Origin of the sequence: Pectobacterium sp. CHL-2024 (genome assembly GCF_044751765.1) — a bacterium.
Classification (GTDB): Bacteria; Pseudomonadota; Gammaproteobacteria; order Enterobacterales; family Enterobacteriaceae; genus Pectobacterium; species Pectobacterium brasiliense.
In genome coordinates, this window is the sequence record NZ_JBIXKO010000002.1 from 345,208 (window position 1) to 370,394 (window position 25,187).

Sequence of the window (25,187 nt, forward strand, 5' to 3'; positions counted from 1 at the left end):
CGCGATGACACTGATTCACCGATCCAGAACCATTTTCACACCGTACGCGCTATAGCTCATGTTGCCGCTATTCAGCATAAGCGCGCAGAGGCAAGCCCATCGCGCATGTTCGTCAGCATGTTCTCAAACAGACGCAATGCCAAACCCACGCTGTTGACGTTGTAGTAGAGCGCCGCATCATAATGCTTCAGATAATGTTCAAACTCTGGTTTATCGAGCAGTTTATAGATTGCTGTAAATCGCAAAATAAGGTGGCTGCAATTATTGAGATAGAGATCAAGCGTGCGGTAATCGCTTTTCATTAGCTGAGTAAGCAAGGCGGTCATATGCTCGAATTCCGTCAGTAGCGACGCATAATCCCCCAGATTTTCCGCACTGTGCTCAATCGATTCCATACCGTCATCTCCCTTGGCTTTCGCCGCTGGTCAATCGAACCTATAGCCGCATACCGCCTTACTGCGCAGCATACGGCGCGATAGATTAGAAACGCTGCCAGTCCGCTTCATCCGGCGCAATGACACCTTTTTTCCTCACGGGAGAAAGGCGCGGCGCGGACACTCCAGGTAGCGCGGATGCCGAAGCGGAGGCCAGCGCCAGAGGGGTAACCTGCCCCACAATGAACTGCCCAACCAGTTGGCTCAACGTACTTGCCTGTTCCTGCAACGACTGCGACGCCGCAGACGCCTCTTCCACCAGTGAGGCATTTTGCTGAGTCACATCATCCATCTGGTTAACGGCCTGATGCACCTGGCTGATACCCTGACTCTGCTCCTCAGTCGCCGCCGCGATTTCATTGACTAAATCCGTCACCTGCTGGATCGCATCCTTCATCGCCGACATGTTTTTCCCTACATCGCTGGCTTGATCCACGCCCGCCGACACCAGCGAGTTTGAGGCATCAATCAGGTCCTTGATTTCGCGCGCCGCCGTAGATGACCGCTGTGCCAGCGTGCGCACCTCTCCCGCAACCACCGCAAAACCGCGCCCCTGCTCACCAGCACGCGCGGCTTCTACCGCCGCATTCAGGGCGAGGATATTGGTCTGAAACGCAATGCCTTCGATGAGCGCAATGATCTCGGTGATCTTGCCTGAGCTGGTGCGAATATGTTCCATCGTATTCAGCATCGTATTGACGGAATCCGCGCTATTGATGGAGATCTTGCTGGCATTCCCCGCCAGCAGGCTCGCCTGTTGCGTGTTCTCCGCATTCTGGCGTACCGTCTCACTGATTTCCGTCATGCTGGCCGCCGTTTGTTCCAGCGAAGCAGCCTGCTCTTCCGTGCGGGATGACAGATCTTCATTCCCCGCCGCAATCTGCGTCGCCGCACTGCTCACCGACTGCGATGACGCACTCACCGAAGCCAGCGCTGAGGATACCCGCTGCATCAGGCTATTAAAGGCGCGAGCGGTATTTCCCACTTCATCCTTGCGCCGATCGTCCGCTTGAATCGTCAGGTCGAGATGGGTGCTAACGCTTTCCATCGTCTGACTCATGTTATTCAAACTTTTTCTAATGCCCAGAATGGTTCTCACCGCGAAAAAGCCGATCAGCAATACGATCAATAACGTGCCGGACAACAGGCCAAACCACGTTTGGTCATAAATCCGTTTATTCACCTGACGCAACTCGTCACCCATTTCAACATTGAGATCGAATTGCTTACGGTAATTGGTGAGTAGCTCACGTACCGCTTCTCCAGGTCCCCCTGATCCCTGCAACAGGCCTAGAGCAGTTTCGTTTTGGTTCGCCTTTGACGCGTTAAGAAAGACGGGTAGCGACGCCTGTAATTTTTTGGTCAGGTCAATCGCCGTATGGGTCAGTTGGCGATCCTCCTCGCTGGAAGCATCATTGATCAGATAATACTCATTGAGCTTCTTTATTTCCTCGATGGTTCTATTAATATCTTGCTCGATCGCAGGCAGCTTACGATCGTCATCCGTGGTCTGATGACGATACAAAAAAAGCACCAGCGAGTTGCTTTTATCCACCAAACTATTTAAATCTTTAATGCTCGGAATCGCATTATCCTGAACATATTCAAAACGAGACTGGAACCCTGATAACAATGATAAAGTAACAATAACTAATGAAATAAGTGCCAGCGACATCAGTGAAAACGTCAACAGCAGGCGTTGCGTGATATTCATAACCGCTCCATTTTTTGAATTTTTATACCGTATTTTTTCCTGATTCCGGTATGTCGAATAAATCGAATGTCCCTCCATACGTGGCGTTTGCATAAAAATCAGACATACCTTCACCACGTTCAATTATCGCCACAGAAGCGAACAGCTTGATAGCATCGATCATTAAAAACATTTAATAATATCAAAACAATAGCCAAAAGCTATCAAATTAAGATAATCGATCGTCATAAACATCCATCGATCCTGCAACAAATTAACTGGAAGAGAATGGCTTACGGAAAATCCTTCATCAGCCATATTGCGATGAACGGCAGATATATTTTTCGATTGTTTGTCAGGCGATAAAGTCGGTGAAAAAAGCACAAAAAAAAGCACTGACCGATGAGGTTCAGTGCTTTTTTATTATCTGGCCCGCTACCTGATATATCCTAAATAATTCGAGTTTCAGGCAGGCGGCAAGTGAGGGAGTCCCGATGAGCTTACTCAAGTAAGTGATTCAGGTGACTGAACGCTGCCAACGCACATGTAACTTGAAGTATGACGGATATAGCGTTATTTCTTCGCTGGCAGCGTGACCCAGTAGCCTGGCTGATATGGCAGAGGCAGGAACTTCTCATGGAAGGTACGGAATGTTGCATCAGGATCGATATCCTTGAACAGTTCCGGGTGCATCCATTTTGCCAATACCTGAATCGCCACAAACTGATACGGGCTATCATAGAACTGATGCCAGATTGCATGGGCGTTGCCATCGGTTGCTACCGGCAGCGTTTTAAATGCTGAACGTTCCATCAGTTTTTGCAGGCGTTGTAGCGCTTCTTTCTGATCGGCTCCTGGTCCAACGCCAACCCAGCCATTTGCCGTGTTGTAGTTTTTCCAGTTAGCTCCGGTCACCACCACGACATCCGGGCGAGAGCTGATAATCTGCTCTGGGTTCAGCGTACCAAACGTGCCGGGGATGATGTTCTTGGCAATGTTGTCACCGCCAGCAACCTCAACCATGCGACCGAAGTTTTCATCACCGAATGACATGCAGCACTCTTCATCATAGCCGCCCGCACGGTCGATCATCACTTTCGGGCGTGGCCCCTGATAGTTCTTTAACCGATCGGTGACCAGTTCAATCTGCTCACGACGGAACTTAATAATCTCTTCCGCACGCTGTGGTTTGCCAACCAGCTGACCCATGATGTGAATGCTTTTCTCAGCGTTCTCAAACGGCTTCTCACGGAAATCGATAAACACCACTGGAATCCCCAGCGAACTGAGTTTCTCGATCAATTTGCCTTCATCCGTTGCCGCTTTTGATTCCAGATTCATCAGTACCAAATCCGGCTTCAGCGTCAATGCCTGCTCAACGTTGAAAGTACCGTCTTTCGCTCCGCCAAAGGTCGGCAGCTTTTTGATTTCCGGGTATTGTTTTTCATAAGCCATGTAGCCGTCGTAATCCGCTTTTGGCAGATCGTCACGCCAGCCAACCACGCGCTGGAACGGTGCCTCGGTATCAAAAGCAGCCAGCAGATAAATCTGTCGACCTTCCCCGAGGATAATCCGCTTCACTTCGGATTTAATTTCTACTTTCCTGCCACTAACGTCTTCAATAACAATCGGGTTAGCGCTGGCGACAACGCTCGCACTCAACCCCAACAGAACAACGACTGAAAACAGCCATTTCTTCATTATTATTCCCTTCTGAGATTATGGTTATAAATGATAATAGTTATCATTATTGAAATGATATCCTGCCGTGATTATCGAAAGCAATGGGTTTTTAGCGTGGCGTTAATAAAAGGTAAAATTAGCCGGAAAATGGTCGAATACCGCCCATCATTGCGGGCTGTGCACTGAGGTAAAGCAGGACGCCGGAGCCAACCAAAATCAGCCCGCCAGCAAATGCCAGAAGAGAAAACGTCGCACGCTGCCACACGGGCGAGGCACGGTTTGCACCTAAGCGCTCAACCACACGACGGCAGTAAAAAACCAACACGGCCAGCGCCGAGATCGTGATCGCCGTTCCGGCAGCCATCACCAGCGCAGAGGCAACGCCCCACCAATACACGCCGATCACTTTAGAGAAAAGCAGCACCAGAATAGCGCCTGAACACGGGCGCATGCCCATCGCCAGCACAATCATCAGACGTGTGCGCCAACTGCTATCGCGCTCAAGTTCCTCATTGCTCGGGAGATGGCGGTGTCCGCAGCCACAGTCGGCATCGTGCTGATGAGAAGAAGAGGAAAGCGCAGACGTCGGGCGAAGCACCATACGTCTATCGGTTGATACGTTAAACTGGGTTACGTGAGAAGACGTTACGTGCAAAGGCGTTACGCGCAAAATTGTCGCCGGTTTAGGCTGCCGCACGACGGCGATATACAGCTGTTTCAACGCACGGAAACAGAGCAGCAGTCCCAGCCCCGCCACCAGCACGAAGCTCCCCTTTTCCATCCAGAAACTGCTGTTATGCAACGTTCGACTAGACAGCTGCAAGATCCCTAATACCACGGTCACCAGTGCCACCGCCATCAGCCCCTGAACCAGCGACGCAGCAAGCGTCAACTTCAGGCTACTTTTCAGCTTCGACGGATGTGTCGCCAGATAAGTCATAATGACGACTTTACCGTGCCCCGGCCCGACGGCATGAAGCACGCCATAGACCAGACTGAACATCATCAGACTCAGCCCCGCCTGATGCGGCTGCTGTTCCACCATCTGCAATAGGTGCGACATCTGCTGATGCAACGATTTCTGCCAGATCGCGCTTTGCAGCACGATTTGCGGCCAGTATCCCACGATGTAATGCAGCGCCGAGGCCAGCAGCGCCAAGAACAGCCACAGCGGCCACAGATCGCGCAGTCGGCTCAACAGCGGGCGCTGACGCTGACGCGGCAGTGAGCCGAGGTTCACTGACATTGCAACGTCACCCGCTGTGCAAACTGTTTCCCCAGCTCCATGTCTTCATCCGGCGCATCGTTCTTATCCAGCGACAACGCATAGGATTGCAGTTCAGCGTTAGGTTCCGGCGTGACGAGCGAGGTTTTACAACGTGAAGCCAGCGCAGGCGCCAGCGTAACGGCCTTATCGTTCTGGTAGGACATATCGACAAAGTAGGTAGGATCGTAAGTAGAAATCAGCAAAGGCTTACCGGCCAGCGGCTGTGGATGCGCCAGCGGCAGCACAAACTCCAGTACCGCCTGATTGCCTTTGCGAGAAAGGTGATATTCGGTTGGCATCGGTGCATATTTCACGGGCTGACCATCACGATAAATATCGGTGAAATAATGCTGCCCTAACACATTCGCCATGACTTCCGCCGCCAGCTTTTTCCAGACTTCAGAGTCTTTCTTCGCCTTCCCGGCGTCATACAACAGGTCGGCAGACGTGATGGGATCCATCGTCCACAGCATACGTAAACCGGTGATGTTGTCGTTCTGGCTCTCAACTGTCGTCTGCATATCAATAAAACTGTGTGGGTGAGCGAAAACGGGCTGGCCGAACGCCAGACCTGTCATCAGCAACGTTATCTGTCCGCACCACTGTTTCAAAGCGTTATAATGTAACATTATTTTTACCACACTACGTTATCTTGACAATACGCGCCATGACTTAAGCCCTTTCGACCACCGTATGGTGACGGACAGAAGGCCGAATAAACAGGGCCGGAACCGCCAACAGCGCCATCACCCAGAACGTGCCACCCTGCAAGTGTTCAAACAGGAAGCCGGATACCATCGTCATCACCGCGATACTTCCGCCCATCGCCAGCGCAGAATACACCGCCTGTAACCGCAGAATGTCACCACCGGTACGTGCCGCGATAAAACGCATGGCAGCCAGATGGCAGACGGTGAAGGTGCCACAATGCAATATCTGTATCACAATCAGCCACGGCAGAGCCACCGTCGCGCCCATCAAGCCCCAGCGCACCACGCCACATACGGCAGAGAGCAGCAAAAGCTGTCTGGCACTCCAGCGTCGAAACAGGCGTTGGCTGAAGGTAAAGATGACAATCTCCGCGACCACGCCTAACGACCAGAGATAGCCAATAATCGAGGCGGAATAGCCCGAATCCTGCCAATAAATGACGCTGAAACCATAGTAAGCCGCGTGTGCACCTTGCAGCAGCGACACGCAGAGCAGGAAACGCCATACCGCGGGTTCAATCAGCAATCGTTTCCACGGCGTGACGCTAACCGACTGCGCTGTCGATGTTGCGGCTTGCGGCATCACACTGGGGCGAAGCAGCATACCTAACAGCATCACAACCAGCCCCGCGCTGAGAATGGCCAGAATCGCGGGGTGTCCCCAGATTGCGACCAGTTCCCCCGTTGCGGCAGAAGCGATAACAAACGCGATCGAGCCCCAGACACGCACCTTGCCGTAATCCATCACGACCTGACGCTGCCATGTCACAGCTAATGCATCCGTCAGCGGTACCAGCGGCGCAAAAAACAGGTTAAACCCGATCATCACTATCATCAGCCACAGCCAGGCATTCCCCAGCCAGAAACCAACGGCCAGCGCCAGTGACAGCAATGCCAGCCCACGTAACACCGTAATCAATTTGGACGGATCTTTCACGCTGGGCGTGATGACCAGACTGCCGACGAAGCGCGCCACCAGCCCCGCGCCCAGCAGCATGCCGATCGACTCAGCGGACAGCCCCTCGCCTTTCAGCCACCCGCCCCAGAACGGCAGGAAAACGCCATAGCAAAAAAAGTAGGTGAAATAGCTCAGCGCCAACCAGCGCGTCGATTGCAAAACCATGATTCCTCCCTTTCGATGACGAACTCCCCTAGCTTCGGCACTTTTTTGCTCGCTACTCTTTTTTGCCGGTTACTGTGTCAGAGTGCACACGGCGGTGCAACGCGTTATTCACCATTAAACGTGAACCGAGATCGTGTCCTGATCGACAGGCATAAAAAATTTCCGGGAGAAATTTTTAACGTTGCGTCAGTGGCGGCCCGTAGGGTGGTGGCCAGGGATGGCACGCCATAAAAAAACGTAGGGAACGTTTTTCAACGTCGCTTGCGACGGCCCGCAGGGTGGTGGCCAGGGATGGCCGCCATAAAAAACGCCAGCACTCAGGCTGGCGTTTAGGAAGTGTTCCGACAGTGATGTCAGAGAAAATGCCGAATTATGCGTAAACCGGGAAGCGGGCGCAGATCTCCAGAACTTTCTGTTTCACGCGTTCAATGGTCGCTTCATCGTTGATGTTGTCCAACACATCACAGATCCAGCCAGCCAGTTCACGCACTTCCGCTTCTTTAAAGCCGCGACGGGTTGCCGCTGGGGTACCGATACGGATACCAGAAGTTACAAACGGGCTCTTCGGATCGTTAGGCACGCTGTTTTTGTTCACGGTGATGTTGGCACGACCCAACGCAGCATCAGCTTCTTTACCAGTCAGGTTTTTGCTCACCAGATCCAGCAGGAACAGGTGGTTGCTGGTTCCACCAGACACCACGTTGAAACCACGTGACAGGAAGACTTCAACCATTGCTTTAGCGTTTTTCGCGACTTGCTGCTGATAAACCTTGAATTCAGGCTCCATCGCTTCTTTCAGCGCAACCGCTTTACCCGCGATAACGTGCATCAACGGGCCACCCTGACCACCAGGGAATACCGCAGAGTTCAGTTTTTTGTACAGCTCTTCGTCGCCGCCTTTCGCCAGAATCAGGCCACCGCGTGGGCCAGCCAGCGTTTTGTGCGTAGTCGTGGTCACGATGTGAGCATGAGGAACCGGGTTAGGGTAAACATCCGCGGCAATCAGGCCAGCAACGTGCGCCATATCAACAAACAGGTAAGCACCGATGCTGTCAGCGATTTCGCGCATCTTCGCCCAGTCAACCACGCCAGAGTAAGCAGAAAAACCGCCGACGATCATTTTTGGCTTGTGCGTACGCGCCAGTTCAGCCATTTCGTCGTAGTCGATCTTGCCGCTTTCGTCGATGCCGTAAGGAATAACGTTATACAGTTTACCTGACAGGTTAACCGGAGAACCGTGCGTCAAGTGACCACCGTGCGCCAGGTTCATACCCAGAATGGTGTCGCCCGGCTGCAGCAGCGCGGTGTAAACGGCAAAGTTAGCCTGAGAACCGGAGTGCGGCTGAACGTTGGCATAATCTGCACCGAACAGCGCTTTCGCACGATCGATAGCCAGTTGCTCAACGATGTCCACATACTCACAGCCGCCGTAGTAACGTTTGCCCGGATAACCTTCAGCATACTTGTTCGTCAGCTGAGACCCTTGAGCCTGCATAACGCGTGGGCTGGTGTAGTTTTCTGACGCAATCAGTTCAATGTGCTCTTCCTGACGCACCACTTCTTGCTCCATTGCTTGCCACAGGTCGGCATCATAATCGGCAATGTTCATTTCACGCTTTAACATCCGGATCTCCTGACTCAGCTAACATAAATATACTGGGAATTAATGGCCCATTTGGGAATTGGGCTACCCTTTTGGGGAATGGCGTATAGTGTAAACCGTTTTTCCCTAATGAAGATAGGTCTTGACAGAGGTTTTTACGCAAACGATTAGCTACAGGCAGCGCAAGGCTTCAGCAAATATCTGCTGCGCAGTGGTAAACGGATTTTTCTTCATTCTCAACCTGCTATTTCTTCATGTTATTCCCTTTGGCTCTGCCTAAAAACCCCTACCACCAAAAAGGTAATTTACAGCGACGGACAAACCCAATAAGATGCATATAAAATACAACTTATAAGTCATGCCAATAAAAAGGAGTCACCATGCTGGATAACCAAACTATCGCCATCGTTAAATCAACCATTCCTCTGCTGGCGGAAACGGGCCCGAAACTGACCGCGCATTTTTACGATCGCATGTTTACGCATAACCCTGAGCTCAAAGATATTTTTAACATGAGCAACCAGCGCAATGGCGATCAGCGTGAAGCGTTGTTCAATGCCATCTGTGCTTATGCAACGAATATTGAAAACCTGGCCGCGCTGCTGCCTGCGGTTGAACGTATCGCCCAGAAGCATGCCAGCTTTAACATTCAGGCCGATCAGTATCAGATCGTCGGTAATCATTTATTGGCAACGCTGGATGAACTGTTTAGCCCAGGGCAAGAAGTCCTGGATGCCTGGGGTAAAGCCTATGGCGTGCTGGCGAATGTCTTCATTCAGCGTGAAAGCGATATCTACCGCAGTACCGAAGCGCAAAACGGCGGCTGGAGCGGCGTGCGGCCTTTCCGTATTGTGAACAAGCAGCCACAAAGCTCGGTGATTACCAGCTTCACGTTGGAACCCACCGACGGCCAGCCTATTGCGGATTTTCAACCGGGCCAGTATCTGGCGGTTTACATCAAGCATGACAGTTTTGCCAATCAGGAGATTCGCCAATATTCTCTGACTCACGCACCAAATGGAAAATCCTACCGGATTGCGGTGAAACGTGAAGCTCAAGGCACTGTTTCCGGCTATCTGCATGATACCGCGCGTGAAGGCGACATCATTCATCTGGCGGCACCGCACGGCGATTTCTTCCTGGATATCCCCGCTTCTACACCGGTTGCCCTGATTTCTGGCGGCGTGGGGCAAACCCCGATGCTGGGCATGTTGCATACGCTCAAGCAGCAGGATCATCAGGCGAAGGTGCTATGGCTACATGCAGCAGAAAATGGCACAGCGCATGCGTTTGCGGATGAAATCAAACAAACAGGACAGTCTCTGCCGCAGTTCCAGCATCACATCTGGTATCGGGAACCGCAGCAGGTCGATCGCCCGGGCGAAGATTATCATCATCGCGGGCTGATGCAGTTGGCCTCGTTAAAAGATGAATTAACCACGCCAGATATGCACTATTACCTGTGCGGCCCTGTGGTTTTCATGCAGTTTATCGCGCAGCAGTTGCTGGCTATGGGCATCCCCGCTGAGCAACTGCATTACGAATGTTTTGGTCCACATAAAGTCGCCTAACCCTCATTGGTGACGGATCAAACCCAAAGGCCGCTTCTGCGGCCTTTTTTCATCTTTCAGACCGCCCCCCTTCCCAAAATACTTTATCGATCACACTTTTATGCGCTGATACACGAGCGCTCCACTAAAAAAGAGGTGGGTCACAAAAAACAATACCTTATTAAAATAATATTTCATTTTTAATGAATAGTTATTTCATCAAGAGGGCCTCGTTTAGGCATCGCCCTTGAATCGGCTTGGGTGCACAATAAAAGCCCGACGTTCTCGCTAAAGGCCGTGACAAGAGCGATAAAAAAACAGCGACCTTCTTTTGATAACGCCTGGGTTCATTAACCGTTTTCGACTAACCAACAAGGGATATGTCTGACCATGGCAAAACGTTTTTCAGAAAGTGTAGCTTTAGCTCTGATACTTTCCGCCCCTTTCACACTGGTACACGCTAAAACGCCCACCGCGGCACACCAGGCCGCCGCACCGGACAGCGTTAACTTACTGTCGGGTTCAACACTAGGTGAAAAAACCGGCTTATCCGGTAATGTTACCGTACGGGATATTCATCTGCCTGCCACCATCATTATAAGAGACCAGCAAGGTCAGAAGCGGCAGACACAGACCGATGAGCAAGGAAAATATCACCTCGATGTCTCTGGCCTCACACCGCCGTTACGCCTTTTAGCCATCGAATCCGGCGGCAATAACTGCTTGCTGAATAATATTTCCCGTGCAATCTGCCTGTCTGCTGTCGCCCCATCATTGCATGACGGTAAAGAGAATATTGCCAATATCAACCCGCTGACTGACCGCATTACCTCAGATATTGCGGTGGCAGCAGGCTACATTGGTCCACAGCAGCTAACGGACGACACGGCATCACCGAAACTGGACGCCGCAGCATGGAAAAAAGCCTACGCCGATTTTCATGCAGGCTTTAATGACGCGTTAAAACAGGTAGGCGTCAGCGCGCCCAAGAGTTTCGATCCTCTGACTTACCCCGCGGCCCAGCAGGATGCGGTCACCAAAATCGTCAACGTCATTAACCATACCCGCAATTATCACAACGACACCGGCTATTCTGGTCATACGGTGCTGACCGACAGTGCGTTCCATCCCATCGTCGGTCTGAATAATAAAGGCGATTATGAACCGCTGGATTACCGTTCTGCCCGCCAGAGTCTGGACGCGATCCAGAAAGCACAAACCCGCATTTTCATCGTCGGCGACTCAACCGCGGCAACCTATGAAAAAATGCGCTTCCCGCGTATGGGATGGGGTCAGGTTTTTGAACAGCAGTTCAGTAAAAATAGCAGTGTGAAAGTCGTCAATGGCGCACGTGCAGGCCGTAGCTCACGCGACTATTTCTACGAAGGCTGGTTCCGCCAGATGCAGCCGCTGATGAAAGAGGGTGATTTCCTGTTTATTCAAATGGGGCACAACGATCAAAACTGCAACAGTGCAAAAGCGGTACGTGGCCCGGCGGATGTCGCTAACCTCTGTACTTACCCGAACGATGCGGCAGGGAAAAAGCAGGCCCCGCAGGGGAAAGCCGATATGTCATTCCAGACATCGCTGGAGCGCTACATCACTTTCGCCCGTCAGCACAAACTCACACCGGTTCTGTTGACCCCGACTACCCGAGTAAAAACGGCTGACGGGAAAAACGGCACGCCAGCAGTACACAGTCATTTCACCAAGCAAAACGCGGAAAATGGCTATGCTTTCGTCGGCGATTACAGCCAGACCATCAAGAATACGGCTGCGGATAACAAGGTCATTTTGCTGGACGTTGAGCCTGCCACTATTGCGTTGGCAAACCAGGGTAACAGCGACCATTGGAAACAATACTGGCTGGTAATCGATCCTAAGCAATACCCTTACTATCGCGATCAGGCGGGTAGCCTGAGCAAACCGGATACCACCCATTTTCAGAAAAAAGGCGCTATCGCCGTGGCAGGGATTGTCGCTGACGCCATTCGGCAAGAGCCAGCTCTGGCAGCATTAGCAGAGAAAACCATCAAACAACACCAGTAGTCATCCGTCAGGAAAATAATAAGACAGAGCCACACGCGGCGTAATAATACCGCCGCGTCGTATATAACTCATTAAAGGACTATGGATATGATAAACACTGCACATCTTCGCAAAACTCTGACCCTAGCCATGTTAATTTCCTCGCCCTGGTCGCTAGCGCAGGCTGCCGACTACAATGCGCTGGTTTCTGCCAATGCAACGGGTGCCAACGCCTACAAAACCATCGCTGAAGCCATCGCCAGCGCACCAGCCGACAGCTCGCCATTTGTTATCTATCTGAAAAATGGCGTGTATCACGAGCGCTTGGTCATTACGCGCCCTAACATTCACCTACAGGGTGAAAGCCGTGACGGCACCGTGATCACCGCGACCACCGCCGCTGGGATGCTCAAACCCGATGGCAGCAAATGGGGAACCTCCGGCAGTTATACCGTGAGAATCAATGCGCCGGATTTCAGCGCCCGCTCGCTGACCATCGGCAATGGTTTTGATTTCCCTGCTAATCAGGCCAAAGCCAATGACGATCCGACCAAAATCAAAGATACGCAGGCCGTTGCGTTACTGGTTGATGACAAAGGCGATCGTGTCTGGTTCCACGATGTTAGCCTGACGGGCTATCAGGACACGCTCTATGTCAAAGGGGGACGCAGTTACTTCTCCAAATGCCGAATCAGCGGCACCGTTGATTTCATCTTTGGTAATGGTACCGCGCTGTTTGACAATTGCGACATTGTCGCGCGTAACCGTACCGACGTGAAAAATCAGCAGATGGGCTACCTCACCGCCCCCAGCACCAATATTAAACAAAAATATGGTTTGGTCATTATCAATAGCCGTGTGATTAAAGAGAAAGGCGTTCCCGCGAAAAGCTATGGTCTGGGTCGCCCCTGGCATCCAACGACCACGTTTGACGATGGCCGCTATGCCGATCCTAACGCCATCGGGCAGACTGTCTTCCTGAACACCAGTATGGACGACCACATCTATGGCTGGGACAAAATGTCCGGTAAAGATAAACAAGGTAATACAATCTGGTTCCATCCGCAGGACTCACGCTTTTTCGAGTATAAATCCAGCGGTAAAGGAGCAGAGAAAAACGCTCAGCGCCGTCAGTTAAGCGATGCGGAAGCAGCAGAATACACCGTAAACAAGGTGCTGGCAGGTTGGGTTCCTACTGCGCCTAAAGGGAAGTAAATGTGACGAAGCCAGCCTGATAGGCTGGCTTCTCAGCGGTATTGTAGGGGGAAGCGAAACGATTAAATCGCTTCTTCGTCCTCTTCACCGGTACGGATACGGACAACGCGGGCCACATCAAAGACGAAGATTTTACCGTCGCCAATTTTACCCGTTTGCGCGGTCTGCGTGATGGTTTCCACACAGGTATCGACAATGTCATCTGACACGACAATTTCGATTTTTACTTTTGGCAGAAAATCGACCATGTATTCTGCACCACGATACAGCTCAGTGTGGCCTTTCTGACGACCAAAGCCTTTAACTTCTGTTACCGTCATCCCTGTGATGCCCACTTCAGCTAACGCTTCACGCACATCGTCCAGTTTGAACGGCTTAATAATCGCATCAATTTTCTTCATGGAGGAACCTTTGTGTTATCTATGTTGCGGCCAAAGCCGAGCATCAGCAAGTGGACAGCATGTCAGAACTCAGGCGGACAATCTACACCCGCACGGCTCTCTCAGCGCTAGTCTTTAAAATCGTTGGCATCCAGCTCGTGGCGGCCCAACAGTTTATAAAATTCCGTTCGGTTACGCCCGGCCATTCGCGCGGCCTGCGTCACGTTACCTTTTGCGATCTGTAATAGTTTTCGCAAATAGTTAAGCTCAAACTGATGACGCGCTTCAACAAACGTTGGCAGGGCGGTATTTTCACCTTCCAGCGCTTGTTCAACCAGCGCATCGCTGATCACCGGTGCGCTGGTCAGCGCGACACATTGTTCGATGACATTTACCAGTTGACGCACGTTACCCGGCCAGCTTGCCGTCATCAAGCGCTTCATCGCATCGGTTGAGAAGGTGCGCACAAAAGGCTTGTGGCGGTTAGCAGATTCACGCAGCAAATGGTTTGCCAGCATCGGGATATCTTCAGCACGTTCATGCAGCGCTGGCAGCTTCATATTCACCACGTTGAGCCGATAATAGAGATCTTCGCGAAATTCGTTCTTCTCCATCGCCTTCGGCAAATCACGGTGCGTGGCGGAAATAATCCGCACGTCAATGTCCAAATCGCGGTTGCTACCCAGCGGGCGGACTTTTCGCTCCTGCAGAACACGCAGCAGCTTAACCTGCAAGGACAGCGGCATATCGCCGATTTCATCTAAAAACAGCGTGCCGCCTTCCGCGGCCTGAAAAAGCCCCTCACGGCTGCTGACCGCACCGGTAAAGGCCCCTTTCGCATGGCCGAACAGCTCCGATTCCAGCAATGGCTCCGGCAGCGCACCGCAGTTAATTGCAATGAAGGCTTTCTTTGCACGCGGGCTCGCCGCATGAATCGCCTGAGCCAGCACCTCTTTCCCAGTGCCGCTCTGACCGTTAATCAGCACGCTGACGTCCGACTGCGCGACCATTCTGGCCTGCTCCAGCAGACGCAGCATAATCGGGCTGCGCGTCACGATGGTTTCACGCCAGCTTTCATCACCCGCCGGGGCGGACAATGCCAACGCTTCGTCTATCGCTTTGTAGAGCGCATCACGGTCAACGGGCTTCGTCAGGAAGCTGAACACCCCCTGCTGTGTAGCCGCAACCGCATCGGGAATGGAACCGTGAGCGGTTAAGATGATCACCGGCATCCCCGGCTGATAGCGCTGGATTTCGGCAAACAGCGCCATACCATCCATTTCATCCATACGAAGATCGCTGATCACCAGATCGAACGTCTCGCGCGTTAACAGCCGCAGCGCCTCTTGGCCGCTCTCCGCCGTCATCACGCTAAATCCTTCGCTGGTCAACCGCATGCCCAACAGTTTCAGCAGGCTGGGGTCATCATCTACGAGCAACAAACTCGCCGTTTTTCTGGCTGTCATTGTCTTGTTGACTCCTTTTTCGTCGTCGCGTTGTCCGTATGTGATTCCATCGGCGGCGTATAGGTGTCATCCGCATCAACTGGCTCATTTCTGGATTTCGTTGCCGAATTGCGCGAACCGTCTTTATTTGCACTACCGCTATTCGCACCGGAGGAACTCCCGCGACGATCGCCGTCGTTATCCGGCATTTCCCCCGACAGCTGTTTACGCGACGACAGTTGGCGCTCAATATCCGTCAGATTTTCTAGTTTCTGCGTAGTGGTTTCTAACTGATATTGCAGGTGACTTTGCTGTACACGCAGGGCGTCTAGCTGCTTGTCGCTGGATTCCTGCAAGCGCTTATAGCGCAGACGCTCATCTGACAGCGCCAAGAACAACGTTTGTCTGTCACGCCAGGTTTGCATCAGCGGGCGCAGCGCTGCCGGGAAAGCCAGACGATATAAATTGATCTGCTCCAGCACCTGACGGCGTTCAGCTTGAGTAATACCGGCATTATCCAGCAGGATGCCCTGCTTAAACACGCTATCCCAGCTATCACCCGCAACTTGCCCGGCTTCCTCACGGGCCTGGAACTGTGTTAAACGCCCGGCACAGTCCATCGCCCGCAACCAGTAAAGCGCGTTGTTCATGGATTCCCGATCGTCTATCTGCCAGAGATGCTCGCATTGCGCGATACGGAAATCGGCAACCTGCTCTTTCGGCGGTGTAGCTTCGGTCTCCAGCAGTGCAATGCCATTGTGCACGTTACTGTTACACGCAGCTAAAATGAGTGGCGATGACATAAGCGTCGCCTTCAACAGACGGGAAAATCTTCTACTCGCCAGCCATCCCTTCATAAATCCTACATTCATTCTCTATTCATTCTCGGATTATTCGTTATCGGACGATTCGTTATCAGACAATAAGGGCAGCTCGATGCGGAAACACACATCAGCATAGTCCACGGTAATCAGGCTAAGCTCACCACGCATACGACGAATGCAATCACGCGCGATGCTCAACCCGAGCCCGCTTCCTTTTACTGCACCACGGCGCTGATGGCTGCCCTGATAAAAGGGCTCAAAAATCATGCTCCGTTCTGCATCGGGAATAGGCGTACCATTGTTGGCGACATCAATCTGAACGCGATTGCCAATCTGACGGCTATAAATCCAAATGTTACCGGATTCCTTACCGTAGTGCACCGCATTGGAATAGAGATTATCGATCACTCGCATCAATAGCGTCGTCTCCGCCCAACAGTGATCAACGGCTAGCGTCACATCGGTATGAATCATTTTGGCGCGGGCAGGCAAACTATGAGAGGCCACGACAATATCGACGATTTCTTCGATTTCCACCCGCTCCAGCTCGGTCGGCGTATCCGCCAGCTTGCGATTGTAGTCCAGCAGTTGATCGATCAGCTGTAGCAGGTGGCGACTGCTGCTATCAAGAATAGCAACCACCTCTTTCTGATCGGCAGTCAGCGGACCAACCACCTCATCGGCCAGCAATTCAGTGCCTTCCCGCAGGCTAGCCAGCGGTGTTTTCAGTTCGTGGGAGATATGGCGTAAAAACTCATGTCGCTGTGATTCGAGCCAGGACAGACGCTCGCTCAACCAGATAATGCGCTGCGCCAGCGTCCGAATTTCACGCGGCCCTTTAAAGGTACTGGTGTTGCCCAGCGAGCGCCCTTCCCCAAGGCGGTTAATCATTCGCTCGACGCCATTAACTGGGCCGATAATCATCCGAGTAAAGAGAACCACCAGCAGCACACTGACCAGAAACAAGAGCAGTGCCTGCCAGCCAAAGAACTGACCACGTTCGGAAATAGCCTGCTGAAGCTGCTGCCCACGGGAAAAAACGACGTCACGCGTCACCTGCACCATCTGTCCGTTCGCGCGGGAGAACCCTTCCAGCAGGCTGGATGCCGTTTGTTCCGGGCCGCTGTTATGGCAGCGTATTTCACCGAGCTGAGTAAGGAGTTGACGTAGCGTCTGGTAATAGCGGGGATCGGGCAGGACCTGTGCGTGAGAATCCAGCATTTGCAAATACTGTTTACGCTGGTTCTGATAGAGCGTCGCCAGCGTCTGATCGTCCAATACGCAGTATTGCCGGTAGCTACGCTCCATCGCCAGCGCAACGCTGGTCATTGCCTCGCTGCGTCGAGCATCCGTCAGCGTTGTCCGGTTAATATCCGCAGCCTGTTCGCTCAGCATATGCAGGCTTTGATAAGCCTGATAGGCCAGCACCAACAGCGGCAGCAAAACCAGCAAGAACGCCATAATTACTAATTGCCGCAGGGAACGCGGGAATAAACGCCATCGTTTCAAAGAAATCATCTCGTTACCTATCGAATCCGCTCTGATGCTAACTGAGTCTTATAAAAGTTCAACGTTTTCCCTTACGACATGCGCAACGCTTCGCAATGTGGCATGAATACCACGGTAAGGACGGCAAAAGTAACGCCGTAAAAACAATCAGGGGGGATTCTCTGGGGAGAAGTGGCGGGGTTAAAACGTCACGCGGCCAGAAGAATCGCTCCCTCTGGCCGCATAACTGAATAGGCGGTGCCTCACTCAACGTGTCGCCCGATGCTTGATAACGTTCGTTTTCACGCCCGATTATCGGTCTGGTGGACGATAGGCACCCTTTCTTTTGGCATCATTCCAGATGTTATGAGCGAAAATGTTTGCCAGTTAGCAACGCAATCATAACCAGTTGAATGAGCAACTCCACTTAAAATGCACTTAGCATGCCAAGTTTGAACTAATAATGTTAAAGCACTGATTATTAATCAATTTAATTTAAAGCATCACCGAAAAATACATACCCCGGAATACAAATAACGAAAATACGCGCAAAAGAGACGACTTATGTCGCTAAAAACAGACAGCTTTATGATGCCATCACACCGCTCATATAAATCAATCAGTTAAATGTCACCAATTAGAGACAGTAAAAAACCTGTCCGTCGCAAAAAAACGACAAGCTGAGAAAACAGACGTAAAAAAGGGGCCGAAGCCCCTTTCTCTGACTGATCTACACTTAGCCCAGCTGTCTACGCGCATTACGGAACATACGCATCCACGGGCCATCCTCGCCCCACTCTTCCGGGTGCCAGGAGTTACTGACGGTACGGAACACGCGCTCAGGGTGCGGCATCATGACCGTTGCCCGACCGCTGGTGCTGGTGACTGCCGTAATACCGTTTGGCGAGCCATTCGGGTTAGCCGGATAGTTCTCAGTGACCTGACCGTAGTGGTTGATATAACGCAGCGCCACCAGACCGTGTTCTTCAATCGCCGCCAGATGGGCATCGTCGCGAACTTCAACCTGACCTTCTCCGTGTGAAACGGCAATCGGCATGCGCGATCCGGCCATGTCATTCATGAACAGCGACGGGCTTTTCTCCACTTCGACCAGGCTGAAGCGCGCTTCAAAGCGATCGGATTTATTGCGGACAAAACGCGGCCAGAGATCGGCGCCCGGAATCAGCTCACGCAGGTTGGACATCATCTGGCAACCATTACATACGCCTAGCGCCAGCGTATGTGGACGCAGGAAGAATTCAGCGAATTCATCGCGTACGCGAGAGTTGAACAGAATGGATTTAGCCCAGCCTTCACCCGCACCCAACACGTCACCATAAGAGAAGCCGCCACACGCAACCAGCGCCTGGAAATCCTGCAAGTTACGGCGATTCGCCAGCAGGTCGCTCATATGGATGTCGATGGCATCAAAGCCCGCACGGTGGAACGCCGCCGCCATTTCTACATGAGAGTTCACACCCTGCTCACGCAGGACAGCCACTTTAGGCCGGACATTCTTAGCGATATAAGGTGCAGCAATATCTTGCTGCGGATCGAAGGTCAGCGACACGTTCAGGCCGGGATCGTTATCATCCTGTCTGGCGATGTGTTCCTGATCGGCACACTGCGGGTTATCACGCAAGCGCTGCATCTGCCAGCTGGTTTCAGCCCACCAGCGACGCAGCGTTGAACGGCTTTCCTGATAGATCGCTTCTGCACCCTGATTGATGGTGAAACGCGTGCCTTCTTCAGCATGACCGAGATAATGCACACAATCTGCCAGACCATGCAGTGCCAGAACCGCTTCCACTTCCGCACGACGTGCCGCAGGGATCTGGATTACTGCGCCAAGCTCTTCGTTAAACAGCGTCGCCAGCGTATCCTCGCCCTGAGACGCGATATCGACAGTCACGCCGCAATGGCCAGCAAACGCCATCTCTGCCAGCGTAACCAGCAGGCCGCCGTCTGAACGGTCGTGGTAGGCCAGAAGCGCTTTATCCGCGACCAGTTGCTGTATGGCATTAAAGAAGCCAGCCAGTTGCTCAGGGCTATGCACATCTGCCGTCTTACGACCCAGTTGGCGATAAACCTGTGCCAACGCCGTCGCACCCAGCGCTTTATTGCCTGCACCCAAATCGATGAGCAGCAGCGCATTATCCTGTCCAATGCGCAGCTGTGGCGTCACCGTGTTACGCACGTCTTCCACGCGGGCAAACGCAGAGATCACCAACGACATCGGCGAGGTGACCGCGCGATCTTCGCCCTCTTCCTGCCAGCGGGTTTTCATCGACATGGAGTCTTTACCCACCGGAATCGTCAGACCCAGCGCTGGGCACAGCTCCTCACCCACGGCTTTCACCGCATCGTACAGTCCGGCATCTTCGCCCGGGTGGCCGGCTGCTGCCATCCAGTTCGCAGACAGCTTCACGCGAGTCAGCGGGCCGATATGCGTGGCCGCAATGTTCATCAGCGCCTCACCCACCGCCAAACGCGCGGAGGCGGCGAAGTTACGCAGCGCGACTGGCGCACGTTCACCGATAGACATGGCCTCGCCGTAATAGCTATCAAGGCTGGCGGTGGTCACCGCACAGTCAGCCACTGGCACCTGCCACGGACCGACCATCTGATCGCGGGCTACCATACCGGTAACAGAGCGGTCACCGATGGTGATCAGGAAGGTTTTTTCCGCGACAACAGGTAAGTGCAGCACGCGCTCGACCGCTTCTGCCAGATAGATTTCATCACGCTGTAGCGGCGTGCCTTCTACCTGCTTGCGCTCAACGTCACGCAGCATCTTCGGCGTTTTGCCCAGCAACACATCCAGTGGTAGATCAATCGGCTGGTTGTTGAAGTGACGATCGTTCATCGTCAGATGCAATTCTTCCGTCGCCTCACCAATCACCGCATAAGGTGCGCGTTCACGGCGGCAAATCTCATCAAACTGTGCCAGCTGTTCTGGCGCAACGGCCAGAACGTAGCGCTCCTGCGATTCGTTACACCAGACTTCCAGCGGGCTCATGCCCGGCTCGTCGTTCAGAATATCGCGCAGTTCAAAGCGACCACCGCGACCACCGTCGCTCACCAGTTCCGGCATGGCGTTAGACAGACCGCCTGCGCCGACATCGTGGATGAACAGGATTGGGTTGGCTTCACCCAATTGCCAGCAGCGGTCGATCACTTCCTGACAGCGGCGCTCCATTTCTGGGTTATCGCGCTGTACAGAAGCAAAATCCAGATCCGCATCAGACTGACCCGATGCCATAGAGGAGGCTGCACCGCCGCCCAGACCGATATTCATGGACGGTCCGCCCAGCACAATCAGTTTGGCACCGACGCTAATTTCGCCTTTTTTGACGTGATCGGCACGGATGTTACCAATGCCGCCCGCCAGCATGATCGGTTTATGGTAGCCGCGCAGCTCTGTGCCATTGTGGCTATCAACACGCTCTTCATACGTACGGAAATAGCCCGTCAGTGCAGGACGACCGAATTCGTTATTGAATGCCGCACCGCCCAATGGGCCTTCGGTCATGATATCCAGCGCGCTGACAATACGCTCTGGCTTGCCGAACTCTTCTTCTTCCCACGGCTGGACAAAGCCAGGAATGCGCAGGTTCGATACGGAGAAGCCCACCAGACCCGCTTTTGGCTTGGAGCCACGGCCTGTCGCGCCTTCGTCACGGATTTCACCACCGGATCCCGTTGCTGCGCCCGGCCACGGTGAAATGGCGGTTGGGTGGTTATGCGTTTCAACCTTCATCAGGATATGGGCGTCTTCCTGATGGTAAGTATATTGCCCGTTAGGATCGGTGTAGAAACGGCCGACGGCGGAACCTTCCATGACGGCGGCGTTGTCTTTATAGGCAGAGAGAACATGATCGGGGGTGTGTTCAAAGGTGTTTTTGATCATTTTGAACAGTGACTTCGGCTGAGTAACGCCGTCGATCACCCAATCAGCGTTGAAAATCTTGTGGCGACAGTGCTCAGAGTTCGCCTGGGCGAACATATACAGTTCGATATCGTTAGGATTGCGGCCCAATTTGGTGAAGGCTTCCAGCAGATAATCAATTTCATCTTCCGCCAATGCCAGTCCCAGACGGACGTTCGCCTCTTCCAGTGCCTGACGTCCTTCCAGCAGAATTTCGATACGCTTGAAAGGTGCAGGTTGATGATGAGAGAACAGCGCTTCGGCCTGTTTCAGGTCGCTAAATACGCTTTCCATCATTCGGTCATGCAGCAGTGCCCCCAGTTGCTGCCACTGTTCATCGCTCAGCGTAGGCGCATGAATATAGAAAGCCAGACCACGCTCCAGACGCAGCACTTTGCTTAACCCACAGTTATGGGCGATGTCCGTTGCTTTGGAAGACCACGGCGAAATGGTGCCGGGACGCGGCGTGACCAGTAACAGATGGCCTTGCGGCTCGTGCTCCGCGAGAGAAGGACCATACTTCAGCAAACGTGTCAGTTTGGCCTGTTCATCGTTGTTCAACGGGGCGCTGACATCGGCGAAATGTACGTATTCAGCATAGATATCACTGACCGGCAAAACGTGCTCTTTGCAGCGGACCAGCAATTTATTAATACGAAAAGCCGATAAAGCAGGTGAACCACGCAGTATTTCCATAATCTAAAGTTCTCTCGTCTTCGATGCACTGGCTGCGATACAGCCATGGGGCACAACAGGGGGGAAACGCGCATATTATAGAGAATCCTTCCCTCGGACGAAACCGTTTGCGTGGCGATAATTTCACTTCGCGTCCGACGAATGATTAATCGGTGACCAAATCAATAAAAGTTGCACACTGGCGGTTTGTTAAGCAAAATGCCCCCACTCTGGGAAATGACGTATAAAAAAACTGCCGTTACAGACAGCCTGGCCACACGGCCGCCGAGAGATAACTATTTGAAGCCTTTAAAATTAAATTATTTTTTCATCGGGATTATCACGTTACTGCTGGCGTTAGCGCTATGGCCTAGTATTCCCTGGCGCAGTAGTCAGGATGTACAGCTCAGGCAGATCCTCTCACGCGGTGAGTTGCGTATCAGCACGGTCAACTCACCGCTGACCTATGCAATGAGCAACGGATCCCCGACAGGTCTGGACTATGAACTGGCAAAACGGTTCGCCGATTACCTCGGCGTCAAGCTGGTGGTCTCGTCACGCAAGAATCTTGACGAGCTGTTCGACGATTTAGACGGTGACGATGCCGATCTGCTGGCTGCCGGGCTGATCTACAACCATGAGCGTCTGGAACGCTTCCGCGCCGGCCCAACCTACTATTCCATTTCACAACAGATGGTGTACCGCCTCGGTTCACCCCGTCCAAAAACGCTGGATAAACTGCAAGGCCGCCTCGTCGTCACATCCGGTTCCGCACACGCCGCTACCCTGCGCGATCTAAAAGCGGAGAAATACCCGCAGCTAAGCTGGGAATCGGCCTCCGATCAGAGCACGCAGGAATTATTGAAGCAGGTTGCCGACGGCAAACTGGACTATACGCTGGGTGATTCGGTCACCATCGGCCTGATGCAGCGAATTCATCCGCAGCTTGCCGTCGCCTTCGATCTCAGCGACGAAGAGCCGGTTACCTGGTATATGCGCCGTTCACACGATGACAGCCTGTCCGCCGCGCTGCTGGATTTCTTCAGCCAGATTGTCGAAGACGGTACGCTCGCGCGTCTGGAGGAGAAGTATCTCGGTCACGTTGGCGAATTTGACTATGTCGATACCACCACGTTCCTGAGCGCGATTGATGAAACGCTGCCGGATCTGCGACCGCTGTTTGAAAAATACGCCACCGATATCGACTGGAAGCTGCTGGCCGCCATCTCCTATCAGGAGTCACACTGGAACCCGCTGGCGACCTCCCCTACCGGCGTGCGCGGGCTGATGATGCTCACGCGCAACACGGCAGAAAGCCTGAACGTCACCGATCGAGTCGACCCTGAGCAAAGTATTCGCGGCGGTGCGCAATATATGTCGCACATGATGCAGAAAATGCCGGACACCATCCCGGAAGATGAAAAAATCTGGTTTGCGCTGGCGTCTTACAACATGGGATACGCCCATCTGCTTGATGCACGTAAATTGACCGAAAAACAGAAAGGTAATCCCGACAGCTGGGTCGATGTGAAGATGCGCCTGCCAATGCTGAGCCAGAAGCGCTATTACACGCAAACCACCTACGGCTACGCGCGCGGACACGAAGCCTATAACTACGTGGAAAACATTCGGCGTTATATGGTGAGTCTGGAAGGTTATCTGATCGAGAAAGAAGCTAAAGCGCAACAGCAAACCCAGATCGCGCAAGGCTATCCGGCCGTGCCTCTCAGCAAGGTGCCGGAATAAGACTACATAGAGAAAGAAAAAAACGCTGCGACTCCTGCACTCGGGCTGGTCACGGCAGCCTCATTTTAGGAGAAACACGGGGATGAGGTTCCCGCAGGGACACCTCGCCCCGTGGTAGCTCCGTGTATCTCGATTCTAAAAGATCGGCGTTACGCTACTCCTGCGCGGCGTTTTTCTCGGCAGCACGACGGGCTTTATGCTGTTCACGACGCAGGCGAAAGAACGTGCTGAGCGTTGCAGAACATTCATCAGCCAGAATGCCGGATTCAATCACGATCTGATGATTCATGCCGGGATGGCGCAGAATATCCACCAGCGACCCCGCCGCTCCCGTTTTCTCATCTGACGCGCCATAAACCAGACGGCCAATACGGCTGTGTATCATCGCGCCCGCACACATGATGCACGGCTCTAACGTGACATACAGCGTCGTTTCCAGCAGGCGGTAATTCTGCAACACCTGTCCTCCCTGCCGCAACGCCATAATCTCAGCGTGCGCGGTAGGATCGTGATGCCCAATCGGCCGGTTCCACCCTTCGCCGATGGCTTCGTTATCTAGCACCAGCACAGCACCAACCGGCACTTCGCCTTCATCCTGAGCGCGCTGAGCCAGCATTAATGCATGGCGCATCCAGTATTCATCGTTACGCAGGTTATCCACGCTCATCTCCCGAACATTCATATTTTGGCGGCGCATTATACCTATATGAAGAGATGAAAAATCAGATGAAAGGATGAAAAAATCATTCCAGCTGTTGCAGGCTACCTTCAGGGGTGACTCGCCAGCGGTGTTCGCAAAAATAGAGCAGCGGGTTGTCCTGTTTGCTGTCGCTGTAACCGCTGTAGAGTTTGAGCGGCGCGCCGAGACGCTGCTCCATCTGTGCCACTTTTTCATGTCCGAGACAGCGCAGCGTTAATACCCAGCCGCCGTAGCGGCGCGTAATCTGGCTTCCCATCAGGCGAACGCCGGGCAGAAAAGGCGAATCATGATAGACCTGTTCCACCAGCCGCTGCGGCGATCCCGTCACCAGCCAGACCTGTGCATCACTGTCTTCAAGATAGGTTTTCAGCCGCTGCTGAACCTGCGGAAATGGAATGACATCATGACGAAACGCGCCGACAAACTGCTTTTCCAGTTGAACCAGCTCGTCTTCATCACGCCCAAACGTAATCGCCCACAGCAGCCAGCTCATCGGCCACCGGGCCGCGCGACCGCGAATCAGTAGCCCCAGCCCGATAAGAGGTAATAGCGGGATAACCAGAACGAGGTTTAACGGCAGCCGACGAAGTAGAAAACGCAAAAAGCTGCCAAACATGTCCTGCTGATGCAACGTGCCATCCAGATCAAAAAAAACAATGCGTTGCTCTCGCTTATCACTCAAAACATTTCTCCCG

At 52.9% G+C, this 25,187-nt stretch carries 18 protein-coding genes; 4 read left to right on the forward strand and 14 right to left on the reverse strand.

Annotated elements, in window-relative coordinates:
- Positions 1-71: 71 nt before the first annotated feature.
- The 7 genes from ACIPUG_RS06515 to glyA all read right to left on the reverse strand — a co-directional run bounded on the left by ACIPUG_RS06515 (position 72) and on the right by glyA (position 8,534).
- Complete coding sequence (locus ACIPUG_RS06515) at positions 72-395, reverse strand: hypothetical protein (RefSeq protein WP_010280096.1); 324 nt, start codon at positions 393-395, stop codon at positions 72-74.
- An 85-nt stretch (positions 396-480) separates the two neighbouring features.
- Positions 481-2,148 carry a methyl-accepting chemotaxis protein gene (locus ACIPUG_RS06520; RefSeq protein ID WP_400337933.1) on the reverse strand — a complete coding sequence of 556 codons (1,668 nt, stop codon included), beginning with the start codon at positions 2,146-2,148 and terminating at the stop codon, positions 481-483.
- Between the two features lie 552 nt (positions 2,149-2,700).
- A complete protein-coding gene (locus ACIPUG_RS06525; protein WP_349895062.1) occupies positions 2,701-3,828 on the reverse strand; it encodes an ABC transporter substrate-binding protein in 1,128 nt (375 codons plus the stop codon).
- 118 nt (positions 3,829-3,946) lie between these two features.
- Positions 3,947-5,056: a nickel/cobalt transporter gene (locus ACIPUG_RS06530; RefSeq protein ID WP_320699963.1), complete on the reverse strand. Its 1,110-nt coding sequence runs from the start codon at positions 5,054-5,056 to the stop codon at positions 3,947-3,949.
- Positions 5,047-5,706 (reverse strand): DUF1007 family protein, encoded by a 660-nt coding sequence (locus ACIPUG_RS06535; RefSeq protein WP_277518728.1) that lies wholly within the window; start codon positions 5,704-5,706, stop codon positions 5,047-5,049. Before ACIPUG_RS06535 ends, ACIPUG_RS06530 begins: the two co-directional genes overlap by 10 nt.
- 43 nt (positions 5,707-5,749) lie before the next feature.
- The gene (locus tag ACIPUG_RS06540) at positions 5,750-6,910 is read right to left on the reverse strand and encodes a 3-phenylpropionate MFS transporter (RefSeq protein ID WP_400337935.1); all 1,161 of its coding nucleotides are present in this window, start codon (positions 6,908-6,910) and stop codon (positions 5,750-5,752) included.
- Between the two features lie 370 nt (positions 6,911-7,280).
- Positions 7,281-8,534: a serine hydroxymethyltransferase gene (glyA, locus tag ACIPUG_RS06545; RefSeq protein WP_014916229.1), complete on the reverse strand. Its 1,254-nt coding sequence runs from the start codon at positions 8,532-8,534 to the stop codon at positions 7,281-7,283.
- Positions 8,535-8,893: 359 nt separating this feature from the next.
- Between glyA and hmpA the strand changes: the two genes are divergently transcribed.
- From hmpA to pemA, 3 genes are all read left to right on the forward strand, one after another.
- The gene (gene hmpA / locus ACIPUG_RS06550) at positions 8,894-10,084 is read left to right on the forward strand and encodes an NO-inducible flavohemoprotein (protein ID WP_400337936.1); all 1,191 of its coding nucleotides are present in this window, start codon (positions 8,894-8,896) and stop codon (positions 10,082-10,084) included.
- 369 nt (positions 10,085-10,453) lie between these two features.
- A complete protein-coding gene (gene paeY / locus ACIPUG_RS06555; protein ID WP_400337938.1) occupies positions 10,454-12,112 on the forward strand; it encodes a pectin acetylesterase PaeY in 1,659 nt (552 codons plus the stop codon).
- Between the two features lie 87 nt (positions 12,113-12,199).
- Positions 12,200-13,306, forward strand: coding sequence for a pectinesterase PemA (gene pemA, locus ACIPUG_RS06560; RefSeq protein WP_014916232.1), 1,107 nt, complete (start codon positions 12,200-12,202; stop codon positions 13,304-13,306).
- A gap of 62 nt (positions 13,307-13,368) precedes the next feature.
- On the opposite strand, the gene glnB is transcribed toward pemA, so the two are convergent.
- The 5 genes from glnB to purL form a co-directional block, all read right to left on the reverse strand.
- Entirely contained in the window at positions 13,369-13,707 is a 339-nt protein-coding gene (gene glnB / locus ACIPUG_RS06565; protein WP_005970202.1) for a nitrogen regulatory protein P-II, read from the reverse strand.
- 107 nt (positions 13,708-13,814) lie between these two features.
- Entirely contained in the window at positions 13,815-15,152 is a 1,338-nt protein-coding gene (glrR, locus tag ACIPUG_RS06570; protein WP_010280116.1) for a two-component system response regulator GlrR, read from the reverse strand.
- Complete coding sequence (gene qseG, locus ACIPUG_RS06575; RefSeq protein WP_400337940.1) at positions 15,149-16,003, reverse strand: two-component system QseEF-associated lipoprotein QseG; 855 nt, start codon at positions 16,001-16,003, stop codon at positions 15,149-15,151. The genes glrR and qseG overlap by 4 nt, the downstream gene beginning before the upstream one ends.
- 18 nt (positions 16,004-16,021) lie before the next feature.
- Positions 16,022-17,473 (reverse strand): HAMP domain-containing sensor histidine kinase, encoded by a 1,452-nt coding sequence (locus ACIPUG_RS06580; RefSeq protein ID WP_203449351.1) that lies wholly within the window; start codon positions 17,471-17,473, stop codon positions 16,022-16,024.
- Between the two features lie 706 nt (positions 17,474-18,179).
- Positions 18,180-22,067 carry a phosphoribosylformylglycinamidine synthase gene (gene purL / locus ACIPUG_RS06585; RefSeq protein ID WP_400337942.1) on the reverse strand — a complete coding sequence of 1,296 codons (3,888 nt, stop codon included), beginning with the start codon at positions 22,065-22,067 and terminating at the stop codon, positions 18,180-18,182.
- Positions 22,068-22,283: 216 nt separating this feature from the next.
- Here purL and mltF point away from each other — a divergent pair, with 216 nt between their 5' ends.
- Positions 22,284-23,792, forward strand: a complete 1,509-nt coding sequence (gene mltF, locus ACIPUG_RS06590; protein WP_039498557.1) for a membrane-bound lytic murein transglycosylase MltF — start codon at positions 22,284-22,286, stop codon at positions 23,790-23,792.
- A 154-nt stretch (positions 23,793-23,946) separates the two neighbouring features.
- Here mltF and tadA read toward each other — a convergent pair whose 3' ends face one another.
- On the reverse strand, positions 23,947-24,459 hold the full coding sequence (gene tadA / locus ACIPUG_RS06595) for a tRNA adenosine(34) deaminase TadA (protein WP_400337944.1): 513 nt from the start codon (positions 24,457-24,459) through the stop codon (positions 23,947-23,949).
- Positions 24,460-24,535: 76 nt separating this feature from the next.
- Positions 24,536-25,174, reverse strand: coding sequence for a phosphatidylglycerophosphatase C (gene yfhb, locus ACIPUG_RS06600; protein ID WP_010280128.1), 639 nt, complete (start codon positions 25,172-25,174; stop codon positions 24,536-24,538).
- Between the last annotated feature and the right edge of the window lie 13 nt (positions 25,175-25,187).

Bases quoted from the DNA above. Each gene is read 5' to 3' on its own strand.
- ACIPUG_RS06515 (WP_010280096.1), bottom strand. From the start codon at position 395: ATGGAATCGATTGAGCACAGTGCGGAAAATCTGGGGGATTATGCGTCG.
- ACIPUG_RS06520 (WP_400337933.1), bottom strand. From the start codon at position 2,148: ATGAATATCACGCAACGCCTGCTGTTGACGTTTTCACTGATGTCGCTG.
- ACIPUG_RS06525 (WP_349895062.1), bottom strand. From the start codon at position 3,828: ATGAAGAAATGGCTGTTTTCAGTCGTTGTTCTGTTGGGGTTGAGTGCG.
- ACIPUG_RS06530 (WP_320699963.1), bottom strand. From the start codon at position 5,056: ATGTCAGTGAACCTCGGCTCACTGCCGCGTCAGCGTCAGCGCCCGCTG.
- ACIPUG_RS06535 (WP_277518728.1), bottom strand. From the start codon at position 5,706: ATGTTACATTATAACGCTTTGAAACAGTGGTGCGGACAGATAACGTTG.
- ACIPUG_RS06540 (WP_400337935.1), bottom strand. From the start codon at position 6,910: ATGGTTTTGCAATCGACGCGCTGGTTGGCGCTGAGCTATTTCACCTAC.
- glyA (WP_014916229.1), bottom strand. From the start codon at position 8,534: ATGTTAAAGCGTGAAATGAACATTGCCGATTATGATGCCGACCTGTGG.
- hmpA (WP_400337936.1), top strand. From the start codon at position 8,894: ATGCTGGATAACCAAACTATCGCCATCGTTAAATCAACCATTCCTCTG.
- paeY (WP_400337938.1), top strand. From the start codon at position 10,454: ATGGCAAAACGTTTTTCAGAAAGTGTAGCTTTAGCTCTGATACTTTCC.
- pemA (WP_014916232.1), top strand. From the start codon at position 12,200: ATGATAAACACTGCACATCTTCGCAAAACTCTGACCCTAGCCATGTTA.
- glnB (WP_005970202.1), bottom strand. From the start codon at position 13,707: ATGAAGAAAATTGATGCGATTATTAAGCCGTTCAAACTGGACGATGTG.
- glrR (WP_010280116.1), bottom strand. From the start codon at position 15,152: ATGACAGCCAGAAAAACGGCGAGTTTGTTGCTCGTAGATGATGACCCC.
- qseG (WP_400337940.1), bottom strand. From the start codon at position 16,003: ATGAATGTAGGATTTATGAAGGGATGGCTGGCGAGTAGAAGATTTTCC.
- ACIPUG_RS06580 (WP_203449351.1), bottom strand. From the start codon at position 17,473: ATGATTTCTTTGAAACGATGGCGTTTATTCCCGCGTTCCCTGCGGCAA.
- purL (WP_400337942.1), bottom strand. From the start codon at position 22,067: ATGGAAATACTGCGTGGTTCACCTGCTTTATCGGCTTTTCGTATTAAT.
- mltF (WP_039498557.1), top strand. From the start codon at position 22,284: ATGACGTATAAAAAAACTGCCGTTACAGACAGCCTGGCCACACGGCCG.
- tadA (WP_400337944.1), bottom strand. From the start codon at position 24,459: ATGAGCGTGGATAACCTGCGTAACGATGAATACTGGATGCGCCATGCA.